Origin of the sequence: Nonomuraea sp. NBC_00507, assembly GCF_036013525.1 — a bacterium.
In the GTDB taxonomy this organism is placed as follows: domain Bacteria; phylum Actinomycetota; class Actinomycetes; order Streptosporangiales; family Streptosporangiaceae; genus Nonomuraea.
On sequence record NZ_CP107853.1, the window covers coordinates 1097567 to 1112781 of the forward strand.

The 15215-nt window shown below is 68.2% G+C and carries 22 protein-coding genes; 13 read left to right on the top strand and 9 right to left on the bottom strand.

Going from position 1 to position 15215, the window contains the following annotated elements; translation table 11 throughout:
• Positions 1-350 precede the first annotated feature (350 nt).
• Positions 351-1628 carry a TIGR04013 family B12-binding domain/radical SAM domain-containing protein gene (locus tag OHA25_RS05675; RefSeq protein ID WP_442942061.1) on the top strand — a complete coding sequence of 426 codons (1278 nt, stop codon included), beginning with the start codon at positions 351-353 and terminating at the stop codon, positions 1626-1628.
• On the opposite strand, the gene OHA25_RS05680 is transcribed toward OHA25_RS05675, so the two are convergent.
• Positions 1625-1858 (bottom strand): hypothetical protein, encoded by a 234-nt coding sequence (locus OHA25_RS05680; protein ID WP_327586548.1) that lies wholly within the window; start codon positions 1856-1858, stop codon positions 1625-1627. The genes OHA25_RS05675 and OHA25_RS05680 overlap by 4 nt on opposite strands.
• 44 nt (positions 1859-1902) lie before the next feature.
• Positions 1903-2412, bottom strand: coding sequence for a VOC family protein (locus OHA25_RS05685; RefSeq protein ID WP_327586549.1), 510 nt, complete (start codon positions 2410-2412; stop codon positions 1903-1905).
• A gap of 61 nt (positions 2413-2473) precedes the next feature.
• On the opposite strand from OHA25_RS05685, the gene OHA25_RS05690 reads away from it, so the two are divergent.
• The 5 genes from OHA25_RS05690 to OHA25_RS05710 are packed head-to-tail and all read left to right on the top strand — an operon-like array spanning position 2474 to position 6727.
• Complete coding sequence (locus tag OHA25_RS05690) at positions 2474-2938, top strand: MarR family winged helix-turn-helix transcriptional regulator (RefSeq protein ID WP_327586550.1); 465 nt, start codon at positions 2474-2476, stop codon at positions 2936-2938.
• A 59-nt stretch (positions 2939-2997) separates the two neighbouring features.
• The gene (locus OHA25_RS05695; protein WP_305914133.1) at positions 2998-3186 is read left to right on the top strand and encodes a hypothetical protein; all 189 of its coding nucleotides are present in this window, start codon (positions 2998-3000) and stop codon (positions 3184-3186) included.
• Positions 3187-3215: 29 nt separating this feature from the next.
• Entirely contained in the window at positions 3216-4361 is a 1146-nt protein-coding gene (gene xylA, locus OHA25_RS05700; RefSeq protein ID WP_327586551.1) for a xylose isomerase, read from the top strand.
• The gene (locus OHA25_RS05705; RefSeq protein WP_327586552.1) at positions 4358-5809 is read left to right on the top strand and encodes a xylulokinase; all 1452 of its coding nucleotides are present in this window, start codon (positions 4358-4360) and stop codon (positions 5807-5809) included. Before xylA ends, OHA25_RS05705 begins: the two co-directional genes overlap by 4 nt.
• A 36-nt stretch (positions 5810-5845) precedes the next feature.
• Positions 5846-6727, top strand: a complete 882-nt coding sequence (locus tag OHA25_RS05710; RefSeq protein ID WP_327586553.1) for a DUF72 domain-containing protein — start codon at positions 5846-5848, stop codon at positions 6725-6727.
• Positions 6728-6778: 51 nt separating this feature from the next.
• Here OHA25_RS05710 and OHA25_RS05715 read toward each other — a convergent pair whose 3' ends face one another.
• The 4 genes from OHA25_RS05715 to OHA25_RS05730 form a co-directional block, all read right to left on the bottom strand.
• Positions 6779-7174, bottom strand: a complete 396-nt coding sequence (locus tag OHA25_RS05715) for a type II toxin-antitoxin system VapC family toxin (RefSeq protein ID WP_327586554.1) — start codon at positions 7172-7174, stop codon at positions 6779-6781.
• On the bottom strand, positions 7165-7443 hold the full coding sequence (locus OHA25_RS05720; protein ID WP_327586555.1) for a FitA-like ribbon-helix-helix domain-containing protein: 279 nt from the start codon (positions 7441-7443) through the stop codon (positions 7165-7167). The genes OHA25_RS05715 and OHA25_RS05720 overlap by 10 nt, the downstream gene beginning before the upstream one ends.
• A gap of 78 nt (positions 7444-7521) precedes the next feature.
• On the bottom strand, positions 7522-8550 hold the full coding sequence (locus OHA25_RS05725; RefSeq protein WP_327586556.1) for a hypothetical protein: 1029 nt from the start codon (positions 8548-8550) through the stop codon (positions 7522-7524).
• 70 nt (positions 8551-8620) lie between these two features.
• Positions 8621-10090 carry a serine/threonine-protein kinase gene (locus tag OHA25_RS05730; RefSeq protein WP_327586557.1) on the bottom strand — a complete coding sequence of 490 codons (1470 nt, stop codon included), beginning with the start codon at positions 10088-10090 and terminating at the stop codon, positions 8621-8623.
• A 121-nt stretch (positions 10091-10211) separates the two neighbouring features.
• Here OHA25_RS05730 and OHA25_RS05735 point away from each other — a divergent pair, with 121 nt between their 5' ends.
• The 4 genes from OHA25_RS05735 to OHA25_RS05750 all read left to right on the top strand — a co-directional run bounded on the left by OHA25_RS05735 (position 10212) and on the right by OHA25_RS05750 (position 12645).
• Positions 10212-10637, top strand: a complete 426-nt coding sequence (locus tag OHA25_RS05735; protein ID WP_327586558.1) for a hypothetical protein — start codon at positions 10212-10214, stop codon at positions 10635-10637.
• Positions 10638-10676: 39 nt separating this feature from the next.
• The gene (locus OHA25_RS05740) at positions 10677-11405 is read left to right on the top strand and encodes a winged helix-turn-helix domain-containing protein (protein WP_327586559.1); all 729 of its coding nucleotides are present in this window, start codon (positions 10677-10679) and stop codon (positions 11403-11405) included.
• Positions 11406-11567: 162 nt separating this feature from the next.
• Positions 11568-12092 (top strand): helix-turn-helix domain-containing protein, encoded by a 525-nt coding sequence (locus OHA25_RS05745; RefSeq protein ID WP_327590930.1) that lies wholly within the window; start codon positions 11568-11570, stop codon positions 12090-12092.
• Positions 12093-12189: 97 nt separating this feature from the next.
• Positions 12190-12645, top strand: coding sequence for an NUDIX hydrolase (locus tag OHA25_RS05750; RefSeq protein WP_327586560.1), 456 nt, complete (start codon positions 12190-12192; stop codon positions 12643-12645).
• Here the strand turns inward: OHA25_RS05750 and OHA25_RS61125 are convergent.
• The gene (locus OHA25_RS61125; protein WP_442942168.1) at positions 12544-12804 is read right to left on the bottom strand and encodes a holin; all 261 of its coding nucleotides are present in this window, start codon (positions 12802-12804) and stop codon (positions 12544-12546) included. The two genes, OHA25_RS05750 and OHA25_RS61125, sit on opposite strands and share 102 nt — an antisense overlap.
• Here OHA25_RS61125 and OHA25_RS05755 point away from each other — a divergent pair.
• Positions 12686-13030, top strand: a complete 345-nt coding sequence (locus OHA25_RS05755) for a hypothetical protein (RefSeq protein ID WP_327586561.1) — start codon at positions 12686-12688, stop codon at positions 13028-13030. The two genes, OHA25_RS61125 and OHA25_RS05755, sit on opposite strands and share 119 nt — an antisense overlap.
• Positions 13031-13111: 81 nt before the next feature.
• On the opposite strand, the gene OHA25_RS05760 is transcribed toward OHA25_RS05755, so the two are convergent.
• The gene (locus OHA25_RS05760) at positions 13112-13609 is read right to left on the bottom strand and encodes a hypothetical protein (RefSeq protein WP_327586562.1); all 498 of its coding nucleotides are present in this window, start codon (positions 13607-13609) and stop codon (positions 13112-13114) included.
• Between the two features lie 231 nt (positions 13610-13840).
• Complete coding sequence (locus OHA25_RS05765; protein WP_327586563.1) at positions 13841-14032, bottom strand: hypothetical protein; 192 nt, start codon at positions 14030-14032, stop codon at positions 13841-13843.
• A gap of 255 nt (positions 14033-14287) precedes the next feature.
• Between OHA25_RS05765 and OHA25_RS05770 the strand changes: the two genes are divergently transcribed.
• Together OHA25_RS05770 and OHA25_RS05775 are read left to right on the top strand one after the other, a co-directional pair.
• Positions 14288-14506: a hypothetical protein gene (locus tag OHA25_RS05770; RefSeq protein ID WP_327586564.1), complete on the top strand. Its 219-nt coding sequence runs from the start codon at positions 14288-14290 to the stop codon at positions 14504-14506.
• On the top strand, positions 14506-15138 hold the full coding sequence (locus OHA25_RS05775) for an HAD family hydrolase (RefSeq protein WP_327590931.1): 633 nt from the start codon (positions 14506-14508) through the stop codon (positions 15136-15138). The genes OHA25_RS05770 and OHA25_RS05775 overlap by 1 nt, the downstream gene beginning before the upstream one ends.
• Positions 15139-15215 lie beyond the last annotated feature (77 nt).

The window sequence follows — 15215 nt, forward strand, 5'->3', positions numbered from 1 at the left end:
ACCTCCCCATCGGTGGTGGCTGGGTCTGGTCACTCCGGCCCGCCCTGCTCAGCGGGGCAAGCCCTGGCCTCCGGGCCGGGGAGCGAGTGACCAATGTCGCCAGTGCATAACCCGAGCCTAGCGTCGATCCGGGCTCGGAACGATCGGTTTTCACCGTCGCCCGCAGCACCTCGCCCAGGGGCACGGGCAGCTCCCGCACCGCTGCCTCCAACACCAGCGTGCGCACGTACGGGAGAAGCGAGGGCGGTATTCGGGCAGGCCGCGCTCGGCGTAGATCTTCGCGATGGCGCCGTCCATCAGCTCGTGGAGATGACGCGGGAGCGTCCTCAGGCCTGTCATAGAGTCCAATGGTGGCTGACGTCAGTGTGGTGGTCCGATACCGCAAGGCGGTGACGTACGGCGTGCACGCGCTGCTCGCCGCCCTGGAGACCGCGAAGATCGAGCACGACCTGCGGCTCGGCACCACTCCCGAGGAGACCGCCGAGCACATCACGGCCAGTGAGGCCGACCGGGTGCTGGTGCTCTGGTCCTTCTACTCGCCGGACGCCGAGGACATGGCGGCCGAGCTGGCCACCGTCAAGGCGCTGAGCGGCGGCCGAGGGCTGCACATCGCGGGCGGTGTGCACGCGACCGCGGAGCCGCAGCAGGTCATCGACGCGGGCTGGGACCTGGCGGGGATCGGCGAGGGCGAGTCGACGATCATCGCGCTGGTCCGCGCGCTGCAGGAGGACCGGCCGCTCACCACGGTCCCCGGGCTGGCGATCAAGGACGAGGACGGGGTCGCGCTCCGCACCAGGCCCGCGCCGCAGCTGCCGCTGGACGCGTTCCCGTCCTTCGTCGGCAGGAACGGGCCGATCGAGATCACTCGAGGGTGTCGTTATACGTGCCGCTTCTGTCAGACGCCCTTCATGTTCGGCGGCCAGTTCCGGCACCGGTCGGTCGACAGCGTGCGTGCGCACGCGCGGGGCATGGTGGACAGAGGGCTGCGCGACATTCGGTTCATCACGCCGACCTCGCTCTCCTACGGCTCCCCCGGCCCCGACCCCGATCTCGGCGCGGTGGAGGAGCTGCTGGCCGGGGTCAAGGAGGAGCTGCCGCCGCACGGGCGGGTGTTCTTCGGGAGTTTCCCGTCCGAGGTGCGCCCCGAGCACGTCACGCCGGAGGCCATGCGGCTGCTCAAGAAATACGTGGCCAACGACAACCTGATCATCGGCGCCCAGTCGGGGTCCGACAAGGTGCTGGCAGCCTCGGGACGGGGGCACGACACCTCGCCGGTGCGCGATGCGGTCAGGATCGCGGTCGAGCACGGCTTCCGGCCCAACGTCGACTTCATCTTCGGGATGCCCGGCGAGGACGAGAGCGATCAGGCCGCCTCGCTCAAGCTGGCCGAGGATCTGGCCGATCTCGGGGCGCGCATTCATACGCACACGTTCATGCCGCTGCCCGGCACGCCGTGGCGGGACGCCGAGCCGGCGTTCATCCCGCTCAGCACCATGAGTGAGCTCGACAGGCTGGCGCAGCGCGGGGACGCGTACGGACACTGGCGCAAGCAGGCCGAACACTCCGCGCGGCTGGCCGAGACGGCCAAGGCCTACCCCAGGCGGGCCCGGCGACGGCGTACGGGCTAGTCGTCGTCCTCGTCCAGGGCGTGCAGGACGCGCTCGAACGCGTCGCTGACCGGCCGCAGCGCCTCGGAGAACGCGTTGACCAGCGGACCGAAGATCTCCGTCATCTCGGTCACGAAATCGGGACTCTTGCTCTCGGGAGGCGCCCAGCGCATGGCGTCGGCGCTCAGCGTCTCCCACTCGTCGACGACGCCGTCGATGGCGTCGAGCAGGTGATCAGGATCGCTTGGCATGACCGTTCTCCGGCACGAGAAGGAGTCGATACAGCCACGGTACTTCAGGCCGGGATGGACACGCCCACGCCGCCCCGCGTCTGGGCCCCGTAGCGCTCCTTGTCGGCGCCGAGGTCGAGCGGGCGGATGCTGGCGCGGGAGGCCAGGATCTCGTCGGTCAGCAGCGAGGCCGGCACCAGCCACGACACCTCGAACTCCAGCCCGTCCGGGTCCTTGGCGTAGAGCGCCTTGGTGGTGCCGTGGTCGGACGCGCCGACCAGCGCGCCGAGCTCGCCCAGCTTGGCCGCGACCCGCTCCAGCTCCTCGAGGGTGTCGACCTCCCAGGCCAGGTGGTAGAGGCCCACGGAGGTGCGGCCGGCCGGCGATGGCGCGGCGTTCTCGCCGATCTCGAACAGGCCCAGGTCATGGTCGTTCGTGGAGCCGGGTGCCTGCAGGAACGCGGCGCCCCGCATGCCCATCACGACCTCGAAGCCGAGCGCCTCCCGGTAGAAGGCGACGCTGCGCTCCACGTCACGGACGTAAAGAACCGCGTGGTTGAGCCGATGGACCGGCATGGTGATCCCCTTTCAGCAGAGTCCCGCCCTAAGTATATGAGAGTTCAACTAAATTGGGACCGTGACCAGATGGCTGGATGAGGACGAACAGCAGACCTGGCGGAGATTCCTGGCGGCGACGCAGCTGATCAACGAGGCGCTCGATCGCCAGCTCCAGCGGGACGCGAACATGCCGCACGCCTACTACGTGATCCTCGTACGCCTGTCCGAGACGCCCGGGCGGGCGATGCGCATGAGCGAGCTGGCCGCCCAGGCGCAGTGTTCCCAGAGCCGCCTCTCGCACGCGGTGGCGCGCCTGGAGGAGCGCGGCTGGGTGCGCCGCGAGCGTGCCGCGTCCGACCGCCGCGGCAATCTCGCCGTGCTCACCGACGAGGGATACGCCGCGCTCGCCGCCGCCGCTCCCGGGCACGCGGAGGAGGTGCGGCGCGCCCTGTTCGACGTGCTCAAGCCCGAGCAGGTAAGGGAACTGGACGAGATCTGTTCGGCCATCGTTTCCGCGGCCGACGGGAACACGCTGGAGCGATAGCGAGAAACTGTCGGGCGGAGGCCGTAGCGTTCTCGGCGTAGCCGATCGAGGAGATGCCGATGCGCGACACCGAAGAGGCGCTGTTCAGGGCCGTCCATGGCATTGCGGGCCGCTTCGCCGGCCAGCCCGTGCCCGTGGTCATGGACGCGCTGCTGCGCGACCTGCCCAAGGCTCCCGGCCTCGAGGTGGCAGAGCTACGCAAGATCGCCGAGGAGATCAGCGTGGGACGGGATCCCTCGGGCTTGTGAACAACCGATCGCCAGGGGAGCATCGAATCATGTACGAGCCAACCCCTGATGATCGATTCACGTTCGGTCTGTGGACGGTCGGCTGGCAGGCACGCGATCCGTTCGGGGACGCCACCCGGGCGCCTCTCGATCCCGTGGAGAGCGTGCACCGGCTGGCGGAGCTCGGAGCCTATGGCGTCACTTTCCACGACGACGACCTGCTCGCCGTCGAGCCTGATCGCGACCGGGCGATCGCGGCCTTCCGGAAAGCGCTTGCCGAGACCGGGCTGAAAGTGCCCATGGCCACCACCAACCTGTTCACGCATCCCGTCTTCCGCGACGGCGCGTTCACCAGCAACGACCGTGACGTGCGGCGATACGCCCTGCGCAAGGTGACGCGCAACCTCGATCTGGCCGCCTCGCTGGGCGCCCGCACGTATGTGTGCTGGGGCGGTCGCGAGGGCGCCGAGTCCGACGCGGCCAAGGACGTGCGGGCCGCGCTCGCCCGCTACAAGGAGGCCATCGACCTGCTGTGCGGCTACGTCCGCGAGCGCGGCTACGACCTCCGCTTCGCCATCGAGCCCAAGCCCAACGAGCCGCGCGGGGACATTCTGCTGCCGACGATCGGGCACGCGCTGGCGTTCATCGGCGAGCTCGAGTTTCCCGACATGGTGGGACTCAACCCCGAGGTCGGCCACGAGCAGATGGCCGGGCTCAACTTCGTGCACGGCATCGCGCAGGCGTTGTGGCACGGCAAGCTGTTCCACATCGACCTCAACGGGCAGCACGGCCCCCGCTTCGACCAGGACCTGGTCTTCGGGCACGGCGACGTGATGAGCGCGTTCTTCCTGGTGGACCTGCTGGAGCACGGCGGCTACGACGGCCCGCGCCACTTCGACTACAAACCGTTGCGCACGGAGGACCCCTCCGACGTGTGGGTGTCGGCGGCGGCCAACATGCGCACCTACCTCATCCTGCGGGAAAAGGCGCGCACCTACCGGGCCGACCCGGAGGTCCGTGAAGCCCTGCGGGCCGCCCGCGTCGAGGAGCTCGGCCTGCCCACGCTCAACCGTGGCGAGACGCTGGCCGATCTGTCCGGGGACGACTTCGATCCCGACATGGCCGCTCAGCGCGGATACCATTTCACGCATCTCAACCAGCTTGCGCTGGAGCACTTGTTAGGAGTTCGTGGGTGACGCTGGTCGCAGGGGTCGATTCTTCGACACAAAGTTGCAAGGTCGTCATTCGTGACGCGGAGACGGGCACGCTGGTGCGGCAGGGCCGGGCACCGCATCCGGACGGCACGGAGGTGCACCCGTCGCATTGGTGGTCGGCGTTGCTGCAGGCCATCGAGGAGGCCGACGGGCTGGACGGCGTGGCGGCCATCAGTGTCGCCGGGCAGCAGCACGGCATGGTCTGCCTGGACGAGTCCGGAAATGTCGTACGCGACGCCCTCCTCTGGAACGACACCCGCTCCGCCCAGGCCGCCCTCGACCTGATCGCGGAGCTGGGCGGCCCGCAGGCGTGGGCGGACGCGGCCGGTTCGGTGCCGGTGGCCTCGTTCACGGTCACCAAGCTGCGGTGGCTGGCCGAGCACGAGCCTGCCAACGCGCGGCGCACGGCGGCGGTGTGCCTGCCGCACGACTGGCTCACGTGGCGGCTGGCCGGCGCGCTCACCTCTGGCGTGCCGTTCTCCCGGGAGGGCTGGCAGGACGCCCCGCTCCCACCCCTCTCCCACCTCACCACGGACCGGGGCGACGCCTCGGGCACCGGCTACTGGTCGCCCTTCACCGGCGCTTACCGTACGGACCTGCTGAAGGCCGCCTTCGGAGCGGTGCCGCTGCTGCCGCGCGTGCTGGGACCGGCGGAAGAGGTCATCGCGGCGGTCACCGGGGCGCAGGGTGCGGATGCCGGACCGGGACGGATGCTCATTGCCCCCGGCACCGGTGACAACATGGCCGCGGCCTTGGGCGTGGGCGCCAAGCCCGGTGACGTCGTCGTGTCGCTCGGCACCTCCGGCACCGTCTTCGCGGTCGCGGATACTCCCAGCGCCGACCCCACGGGCGCGGTCGCCGGCTTCGCGGACGCAACGGGACGGTTCCTGCCGCTGCTGGCCACGCTCAACGCCGCAAGGGTCTTGGATGCCGCCGCCCGCATCACCGGAGTCGGTCTCAACGACCTGAGCGACCTCGCCCTCCAGGCTCCTCCGGGGACGGACGGACTGACGCTGGTGCCGTACTTGGAGGGCGAGCGCACCCCCAACCGCCCCACCGCCACCGGCTCCATCCACGGCCTCACCCTGGCCACCTCCACCCCCGCCCACCTGGCCCGGGCAGCCATCGAAGGCATGCTGTGCGGCCTGGCCGACGCCCTGGACGCGCTGGCCATGCGCCCGGAGCGGGTCCTCCTGATCGGCGGCGCCGCCCGCTCGGAGGCCGTCCGCCGCATCGCCCCCACGATCTTCGGCGTTCCGATCACCGTGCCGCCACCGGCCGAATACGTCGCCAACGGCGCCGCACACCAGGCCGCGACCCTCCTCACCACCCCGGACTGGCAGGTGGAGGACACGGCGACGTACGAAGGCGAGGCCGTCCCGGAAATCCGCCACCGCTACGCCCGCGCCACCGCCCACATCCTCGACTGACGTCTCGACACTGAGGGTTCGGGTACGGGTGCGGACATGGGCCGCATCCTGGTGGGGACCGCTTCGTGGACCGACAAGACACTGCTGGCCTCGGGGTGGTATCCCGACGATGTCACCTCCGCCCAGGAGAGACTGAGCTTCTACGCGAGCCGGTTTCCCCTGGTGGAGGTGGACTCGTCCTACTACTCGCCGCCCGCGGAAAGCACGGTCTCGCTGTGGCGTGACCGGACCCCTGCCGGCTTCACCTTCGACATCAAGGCGTTCTCCCTGCTGACCCAGCACCCGACCAAGCCGACGGCGCTGTACAAGGACCTGCGCGAACAACGGGGAGAGGCGCCGAAGAAGAACCTCTATCTACGCGACCTCGATCCGCAGCTGGTCGATCAGGTATGGGATCGTTTCCTGACGGCGCTGGCCCCGCTCCACGACTCGAGCCGGCTGGGCACGATCCTGTTCCAGTTTCCGCGCTGGTTTCCCATCAGCAAGGGCAACAAGCAGTACATCCTGGAGTGCAAGGCCCGCTGTGATCCGCTGCGCATCTGCGTCGAGTTCCGCAACCACACCTGGATGAGCAAGGAGAACCAGGCCGAGACGCTGGACTTCCTTACTTCCTATGGCTTGCCGTACGTGAGTGTGGACATGCCCCAGGGCTACCCCGACTCCATCCCGCCCGTCCTCGCGGCCACGGCAGACCTGGCCGTGGTGCGTTTCCATGGCCATTCGGAGAAATGGACGAGTAAGGACATCCACGAGCGGTTCGGCTACCTCTACCAGGAGAAGGAACTGCGGGAGTGGGCGCCCAAGCTCCGGCGCCTTGCCGAGGACGCCGAGTCGACCCACGTCCTCATGAACAACTGCTACCGCGACTACGCCCAGGTCAACGCCGCCCAACTGGCTCGCCTGATCCCACTCGAATGACGCCTTGACGTAATCGGAGAGATCCTCCCGGCCTACGCGGTCTCCAAGCCCCTACACAAGGCGAATGTCGCAACCGACACCCACGGGCAGGCCAGCGAGCTTCGCGTCGCTGGTCACCAGGGTGCAGCCCTCCATTTCGGCCAGGGCCACATAGGCGGCGTCGTAAGCCTTGATGTTGTCGCGTAGTTGCCAGATACGGGGGAGCAGAGGCCGAATGTCTGCCAATTCGATCTCAGTTTGGGCGAGCGCTTCGAAGGCGGTCCGCCCACGTGCTCGGCTGATCAATTCTTGCCTTACGAGGCGGGTGATGACGTGGGCGACTTCGCTCGGCATGTGGCCGGGGGCGATCCAGGCGGGATCGGTCATGATGGCCTTACGGGCTGCGCGACCGGCTTCTCCGTCGTCAGTCAGCGCGTTGATCATGACAGAGGCATCGATCACGAGCACCGGCAGTCTCCGGTGGACTCCGCTAGCTGCTCCTCCCGTTCAGCCCGCGACTGGCGGACGAGATCCGCAGTCTGGCCCGGTGCGCTGTGCATGCCGTCGTCACGCCCTTCGAACTGGGCTATGAGGTCGATGTTGCGAGAACGGCGCGCGTCCGCCACCAAAAGGGACAGCATGTACGCCTGCGCGGACTGCCCCTTGGCACGAGCTCGTGCCGCGATAGCGTCGGCAACGTCCTCGGGAACATCCCGGATCTGCATGTTCCTAGCCATGCCTTCATTTTACATGCACAGCCCCCTCACGCAGCCGCGACGCGCCTCACCTGCGAGACCCCATAATCAGCGGGAGCCTCACCGGGCTGGGTTGCTCAGCGCCTCCAACTCGCCCTGGTACAGCAGCCGGTTGACGAACAGCACGTCTGTCTTGTCGTTCAGCGTCAGGACGGTCCTCGGCACCGTGCGACCGTCGGCGACGACCCGGTCGTGGGTGATCTCCGCTGCGTAGTCGCCGTACACCCCACCGTTGTGCGTGTTCGCCGTCCGGGTGAGCCGAGTCTTCAGCGACTGTTCCACCTCAGTGGCGGCGGACGCGGAGGGCAGTACGCAGATGACGTTGACCGGCCGGTCACCCAGGCCGGCCGGGCGGCGCAGCCCCACGCCGTACAGCGTGACGGAGCCCGGCACCGACGGGGCCATGATCGTGGCGGCGGCGACATCGCCGAGGCAGGCGGCCATCGCGGCGTGATCCGGGCTGTCGGCCAGAGAGGGTCCGCTTCCCATGACGGCCGCCAGCGGCCCGGTGGCGGTGGCCGTCGCCACCGTGGTGTCGGTGACTACGACCTTGTTGAGCTGGTTGGTCACCCCGGGGACGATCATGCGAGAGGGGTCTATCTCGGCATCGGGAGCGAAGGAGAACCCGTCGTGGCCGCCCAAGCGGCCGGGCTTGCCGCCGAGGGCGGCCAGCTTCGCCCGTACGGCGCCTGGGTCGACACCGCCGTCGAACCGGAATGCCTGCTGCGGCGGCACGCCGATCGCGATCGCCCGCGCACCCGCCTCGGGCGTCATGCCCGTGGTCTTCGGCAGCGCCGCCGCGGCATGGGCCAAGCTCCCGAGACCGGAACCGGCCGCGGGCAGCCATCGGCGCCTATCGCCGGAGCCGCCGAAGCCGCGCCACCAGGCCGGTTCGCCGTATTCGAGGTACGCGGCGGCGGGCCCCTCGCCAGAGACGTCGGCCAGCGCGCCCAGCAGCCTGTTTCTGGTGGTATCGGACGTTCTTGAGGCACTCGGTGACGGCGCGCCCTGGGGGCGTTCGTCGGCGGCCTCTCGCGCACACCCCGTCAGGACCAGCAGCGCCGCCAGCGCCACGCCCACTCTTCGCATGGGCACGAGGCTAGGCGGCCGTGCTTGTATCTCACTGGCGGGCGGCTGCAGTACTTCAACGGCGTCACGCTCAGGCCGGCTGGTAGTCGCGCATGTAGCGAGAGACCTTGTCGGTGTATGCGCGCCACCGCTCGGGGATGCCGCCCGCCCGCTTCAGCGGGTCGACGCCGCTGCGGTAGAGGGCGGCGAGCTTCAGCGCGGGGTCGCCGGGCAGATCCTGGACCCGAGGGCCCAGGGTGCACATGAACCGCCCCATGGACACGATCGACGGCTCGGGGCTGAGCGGCGGCGTGGGCTTCGGACTCTGCAGGCCGCCCGGCTGCCAGTGCCACAGCACCTCGGGTGTCCACCTGGCGATGCCGTACTCGTTGTTCTCAGGATCGGACAGGCCAGGATCGTAGCCCGACTCCGCCTTGAGCATCGCGGCGATCAGGGCGGGGCTCAGGCCGGGCAGCTCGCAGTACGTGCCCGCCTGGACGATCGGCCCGCGATACTGGCGGGGGATGTCGGAGTCGTCGCGCAGCCAGGTGCTGGTATCGGCGTTCGCGGGCGGCGGGCTCGTCGTCGCATCGGTACCGCCGGGCGAATCGGGGGTCTGGGCACTGTTGACGACCACGGCGGTGACGGCCGCTGCTGCAACGACGGCTGCCGCCGTGCCACCGACGATCGCGATCCGCCGCCCCGGCCTGCGCCCCTCGCGCGGCAGCTCGCTCTCGGACGGGGCCGCTCCGGACGGAGTCTCCGGCGGGGTGACGGTCGTCGACGACGACAGGGCCGCGGCATAGGCGGCGGCGTCGTTCCACCGCGCCTCCCTGTCGAGATCCAGGGCGCGCATCACCGCGGCGTCGATCACCTCCGGCACCTCGGGCCGCAGCGCACTCGGTGGCACCCGCTGCTCCGGCTTGGCGGGCACCTGGCCGGTGAGCATGTGATACGTCAGCGCCCCCAGGCCGTGCACGTCGGCGCGCGCGTCCGGCGCCCCGTCGAAGTAGAGCTGCTCGGGTGCCTGATAGCCGGGCGAGCCCGCGGGCAGCGTCAGCCCGCTCAGGTGGTCGGTCGACCTGGCGATGCCGAGGTCGGCCACCATCACCCGCTCACCGCCCTCCGGCCGCGAGCAGAACAGCACGTTCGACGGTTTCAGGTCGCGGTGCACGACCCCAATGCTGTGCAGCACGGCCACGCCCTGGCAGATGTCGTGCACCAGGTCGAGCGTCTCCTCGATGGCGAACAGCCGGCCGGCCAAGCGCTCCTCAAGGGTGCCGCGGTCGGCGTACGTCATCACGAAGTACGGCCTGCCGTCGTCGAGCTCGCCGATGTCGAAGACCTGCACGAGCAGGTGGGAGTCGGCCCTGCGCAGCAGGCGCGCCTCCTGGAGGAAGCGCTCGCGCACGTCGGCCTGCCGGGCCCAGTTCTCTGCGAGGATCTTGACCGCCACCGGCGAGCGCAACTCGTCGTCGTGGGCCAGATGGACGGTGGCGAAACCCCCGACGCCGATGAGCTGCTCGATCCGGTAACGACCTGCATGGGAAGGAGCCGTCATTCAGCTCATCATGGCCGATGGTCAGGGCTTCGTCCACGTGCCCTGGCAGCTACCAGGTTACGGAATCCGCTCTCCGCCCGCAGGATCGACGCAGCGACACCGAAACGGGGAGGGAATCATCATGAGCATTCGACAGGCCGCGATCGCCATGTCGTTCGCGCTGGCGACCCTGGCCGCGGCCGCTCCGGCCGCGCACGCAGCCGCCGCGGGAGACGCACAGCCGTGCGGCAAGCGGTACCAGCACAACGGCCTTACGGTCCAGAACTGCCCCGACTGGTCACCGGGCGGGAGCATCCCGGTCTACGCGTCACCCGCGAAGGGCAGGATCGTCGGCTACATCAACCCGGCCGGGAACGACTGGTACCTGTGCCAGAAGACCGGCGCCGGTTACAAGTTGGGCGGCTACCGCAACTACTGGTGGGCCTCCACCATGGCCGACAACAACCAGTGGGGATACGTCAGCGAGGTCTACTTCCGCGGCGGCGGCAACAACGAGCCCGACGCCGGCCTGCGCACGTGCCGGGTCGGCAAGCCACTGCCCGAATGACCTGGACGCCTTCACCGGCATGCGAGTAGGGTCCCGCCGATGCACAGCACGATCTTGATCCAGATGGCGGCGACGCCGACCGGCGACCGGCCGTACTCACTGGAGCTCGCGCCTGGAGAGCAAGCGTTCTTCGGGCGCGGGACTCCCGGCTCCCCTGTGGACATCATGCTGGACGACCCCGCGGTCTCCCGCCGGGCCGGCAAGATCGTCGCAGTGGGCGACTACTGGCTGCTCTCCAACCTCAGCACGTCGAAGACGTACGTTGTGGAGAACCCCGAGGGCGGCGGGGAGTTCGTGAAGGTGCCGCCGGGCCGGGTGGGCGCGCCGATCCCGTTCGAGTTCTCCCGGGTGTGCCTGCCCGCGGTCGACGGCACGGTCTCGTTCCTGGTGTTCGCGCCGCAGCACGTGCATGTGCCGTCACCCGACGCGGACGGCGGGGCGGCCACGCAGGTCGCCTACCCCCTTGACCAGAACGCCAAGTATTTCCGCATCCTGGTGGCACTTTGTGAGCCACGCCTGCGCGACCCGTCGACCTCCCGCATACCGACGATCCCCGAGATCATCGAAAGGCTCCCCGACCTGGGGCTGAGCCGGACCGCCATCGCCTTCCACATCGGCTACCTGGCGGAGAACAAGCTCCATGTCAAAGGCCCGCAGGGCAGCGAGGGCAAGGCCGACTGGCAGCGCCACGCGCTGGTCTCCCTCGCCCTGAAGTTCAACCTGGTGACCAGCGACCACCTGGCGCTGCTACCGACACCCGGACCCTGACGTAAGTGGTCGGCGCGCATCCCACGCGTGGCCGTACGCGCGAGATTCGGCCCTTCCCATGGCACGGTAAAAGCCCCGCACCTTAGGCTGAAGTTGCGACGCTTCAGGAGGTGCAGGGCTTTGAGCAACGGTACCAATGAACCGGCAGCCCCGGTACTCACCGTGGGACAGCGCATCAAGATGTACCGCATGCGGCGCGGGATGAGCCAAGAAGTCCTCGCCGGCCTCGTCGGCAAAAGCGTGTCCTGGTTGAAACAGGTAGAAGCGGGCCGTCTGCAGTCACAGCCGAAACTGTCAATCCTGCTCATGCTCGCCGAGGCCCTGCATGTACGCGACCTTTCCGAGCTAACCGGCCAGCAGACCATGCCTGTGCGCATGTTCGCCGGCCCAGGCCATCCCGCGTTGGCCGACGTGCGGGCCGCCATCAATGCCACGCCGCTGCTGATTCCCCAGGGCACTGTCCAGCCGTTGAACGTTCTACGTGCCCGCCTGGACGCGGCCTGGCACACGAGACACACATCGCCCGACCACAGGACCGCATGTGCTGGAGTCGCGGCTGGCCGAGCGAGGCGCACACTCACGGTTCGAGCATGTCGGCTCCAGCGCTCCGGAGGCATACCTGTACGACGAGCTGACCTCCGTGCTGATCGACGATGGCTTCCCCATCTTCCGAGTCGACACGGGTGAGTTTTCACCACAAGCCGCCGTTCAAGCCATCACCTGCCCCGCCAGTGCACTACTGTCACGCCCACCAGGGAGGTAGCCGATAGCTGGGAGCGCAGCCATGAAACAGCGGTATCAGGTTACGGTTGACGTGCACGTGATCCTCGAACGTGCCGATCAGGTCCTCCTGTGCCTGCGGGAGGGCACCGGATACCGCGACGGCTGGTACTGCCTACCCTCCGGCCACCTCGAAGCAGGCGAGACCGTGTTCGATTGCGCAGTGCGGGAGGCTCAGGAAGAGGTCGGGGTCGCTATCGACCCACGCGATCTCCGGCCGGCCACCGTCGTTCACCACCTATCCCCGGAGGGGCACCCGCGGATCGGTGTCTTCTTCGCCGCCTCGCGCTGGTACGGCGAGCCGGTAAACGCCGAGCCGGCAAAGTGCGCCAGCCTGACATGGGCACCGCTCAAGGAACTACCGGACAACACAGTGCCGTACACCGCCGCTGGGATCGAGCTGTATCTCAGCGAGGTCGGCGTAGGCGTTCATGGCTGGCCCGAACTCGCCACCACCTGAAGGCAAGCCCTCGCCTCCACCAACAAGGGGGCGAGGGCTGGTGGTGAACCCCGCCGTGGCAGGGTCGCCGCTCGTGCAAGCGACGATGGACATGAGCAGGCTGACCACCGCCGCGCCGGCGGCGATCGAGCCGACCGCGGGCCAGGCGATGTCGAGGATGCCGATGGTGCCGGTACCGGTGCCGATGGTGGCCAGTGCGGAGGCCGCCCGGCGCGCGGTCCTCGGTGGTACGGCCGCACCCCTGGGGGCACAGGTCGATGGCGCCCAGCACATCGTCCGGTACCTCCCCGTGTGCCATGCGCAGGGCCTGCTCTTCAACTCGGCCATCTCCTCGGGAGATTCGGCTTCCCAGGTGATGGCGAGTTCGTCACCGTCGACGGTGTAGGTCACTCTCATGTTGCTTCAGGGCGAGGGCCAGCGCCAGGTCCTCCGCAGCGTTCTGCCGCCGCCGGTGCCTTGCCGGTTTCTACCCGATGCGCGGTTCGCCGGAGGGACGAGAGGTGTCTGACTTCGGATGGGGTGACCGAGAAAAGCCATGCCTTGGAAATTCCGGACTGGCCTCTCGCCATAAAATGAACATCGTGATAGTGAGCAGAGTGATCATGAAGGCAAGGCAGTAGAGGATGAAGAGCGCCGTTCCTGGTGCTGCCACAGCGAAACTCACGGCGATGGCCAAAGCTGAGGTTACCGGGAATACCGACCGTATCGCCCAATAGGCGAGCCATCGCCGGGGTAGTGGGTGTTCTTGAACGAAATGCTCCCAGCCGAGGTTCTGCTGGCCTACACGAGCCTCGACGCCTGTCCGAAGGTATGTTGCGATCCGGGTGATCGCATGGGCTTTGTACAACCATACGAGGCCAAGGACGAGCGACAGGAGCGGGTAGATGAGGATGATGGCAGCGTTCCTGGCTTGTAGCCCCACGGGCAGGATGGCGCCGAAGGCCACAACGGTCAGCGTGATCATTTGAGCCTGAAGACTACAAAGTTGAACTATTTCCGCTCGCAGGCTGGCGTACTGGGTGATTGCTAGTTGTGTGTGATCCCAGTTAGGAGACGTAATCCCTTCTGCGGCGGGGGCGGCGAGCTTGGCGCGACCGATACGGGGGAGAAGATGCATATCTCCATACCAACTCATGGACGCCCTTTCTGTGTGAGCGAGGAGGCTTTCCGCAGGCTTCCTGGACGTCCGGGGCGGTCAGGGTTTGCCCGGGCGCCTCCAAGTCGCCACGCCGTACGTGCGGCACCCCGCAACCTCGACCACGGGCAGTCGCGCCTCGTACAGGTAGTGCCGCAGGGTGGCGTATCGGATACCGAGCACCTCAGCCGCCTCAGGCCCGTCGAGCAGGTCGTCAGGGTGGCAGCCGGCAATGGTCCGGCATCGGGTCAACCGGCAACGAAAGAGCCCTTCCCTGGATCACGGGGAAGGGCTCTGAGCTGCGGAGGATCGGGGATTTGAACCCCGGATGGTGTTGCCACCAAACCGCATTAGCAGTCCCCTAAAGACCGTGATCATGCATTACCGAGCAAGGTTTTCTATTGCCGTATATGCAGCTCAGGTGTGTTGACCGCTGCCATTTGTCGCCATCGGTTACCGCGCATTGCCCAACATTGTGGTCCGGCATAGGTCCGGCACCGTATCGTCGTGGTCCACAACAAAAGAGCGGGCCCGCCCGGTGTGCCACCACCCGACCAGGACACCGTCATCGCGCTCTACAACGTTCGCGACGAGCTCACCGTGGCCGAGGCCGAGCAGCTCGCGTATGCGTTGCTTGCCCAGGCCGCCGCCACCCGCTCGAGCACAGCCGCCTGCCGTTACGGGTCGCGGGCACTTCGCCGGTTCCCCATAGGCTCGGTCAAGTGATGACCTTCGCCTTCGACGTCGGAGAGACGATCCTCCGCGACGATCGTTACTGGGCCTCCTGGGCTGACTGGCTGGACGTGCCCCGCCATACGTTGTCCGCGCTCGTGGGCGCTGTCGTCGCCCAAGGCAGGGACAACGCCGACGCCCTCCGGCTGCTCCGTCCCGGCATCGACCTCGAAGCGGAGTACGCCGCGCGGGAAGCCGCCGGCCGTGGGGAGCGCATTGAAGAAGATGATCTATACCCCGATGTCCGGCCAGCTTTCACCGCTCTGCGTGCGGCCGGCTACCGAGTCCTGATCGCCGGGAATCAGACCAGGCGCGCCGCCGAACTGCTGCGCGCGCTACATCTGCCGGTCGACGCGATCGCCACCTCGGGCGAGTGGGGCGTGGCCAAGCCGACACCGGAGTTCTTCACCCGGCTGATCCACTTCGCTGGGACCGCACCCGACAAGATCGTCTACGTGGGCGACCACCCGGCCAATGACATCGCCCCGGCCCAAGCTGCTGGGCTCCGGACCGCTCACATCCGGCGCGGCCCGTGGGGGCACCTGTGGGCCGACCGGCCGGAAGCGGCCGCGGCGGACTGGCGGATAGACACGCTCACCGCGCTGGCCAGCCTGGCGGGAGCGTAGTGCCCGAAGCGGCTCTGCGCATTGCCTACGCAGAGCCGCCATCAGGTCGCTACAGTCCGAGATGAACGCCTCGCACT

Coding starts and splice junctions, on each gene's coding strand:
- OHA25_RS05680 (WP_327586548.1), bottom strand. CDS start 1,858: ATGCCAAGCGATCCTGATCACCTGCTCGACGCCATCGACGGCGTCGTC.
- OHA25_RS05685 (WP_327586549.1), bottom strand. CDS start 2,412: ATGCCGGTCCATCGGCTCAACCACGCGGTTCTTTACGTCCGTGACGTG.
- OHA25_RS05695 (WP_305914133.1), top strand. CDS start 2,998: ATGCGCGACACCGAAGAGGCGCTGTTCAGGGCCGTCCATGGCATTGCG.
- xylA (WP_327586551.1), top strand. CDS start 3,216: ATGTACGAGCCAACCCCTGATGATCGATTCACGTTCGGTCTGTGGACG.
- OHA25_RS05710 (WP_327586553.1), top strand. CDS start 5,846: ATGGGCCGCATCCTGGTGGGGACCGCTTCGTGGACCGACAAGACACTG.
- OHA25_RS05720 (WP_327586555.1), bottom strand. CDS start 7,443: ATGGCTAGGAACATGCAGATCCGGGATGTTCCCGAGGACGTTGCCGAC.
- OHA25_RS05725 (WP_327586556.1), bottom strand. CDS start 8,550: ATGCGAAGAGTGGGCGTGGCGCTGGCGGCGCTGCTGGTCCTGACGGGG.
- OHA25_RS05730 (WP_327586557.1), bottom strand. CDS start 10,090: ATGACGGCTCCTTCCCATGCAGGTCGTTACCGGATCGAGCAGCTCATC.
- OHA25_RS05735 (WP_327586558.1), top strand. CDS start 10,212: ATGAGCATTCGACAGGCCGCGATCGCCATGTCGTTCGCGCTGGCGACC.
- OHA25_RS05740 (WP_327586559.1), top strand. CDS start 10,677: ATGCACAGCACGATCTTGATCCAGATGGCGGCGACGCCGACCGGCGAC.
- OHA25_RS05750 (WP_327586560.1), top strand. CDS start 12,190: ATGAAACAGCGGTATCAGGTTACGGTTGACGTGCACGTGATCCTCGAA.
- OHA25_RS05760 (WP_327586562.1), bottom strand. CDS start 13,609: ATGATCACGCTGACCGTTGTGGCCTTCGGCGCCATCCTGCCCGTGGGG.
- OHA25_RS05775 (WP_327590931.1), top strand. CDS start 14,506: ATGACCTTCGCCTTCGACGTCGGAGAGACGATCCTCCGCGACGATCGT.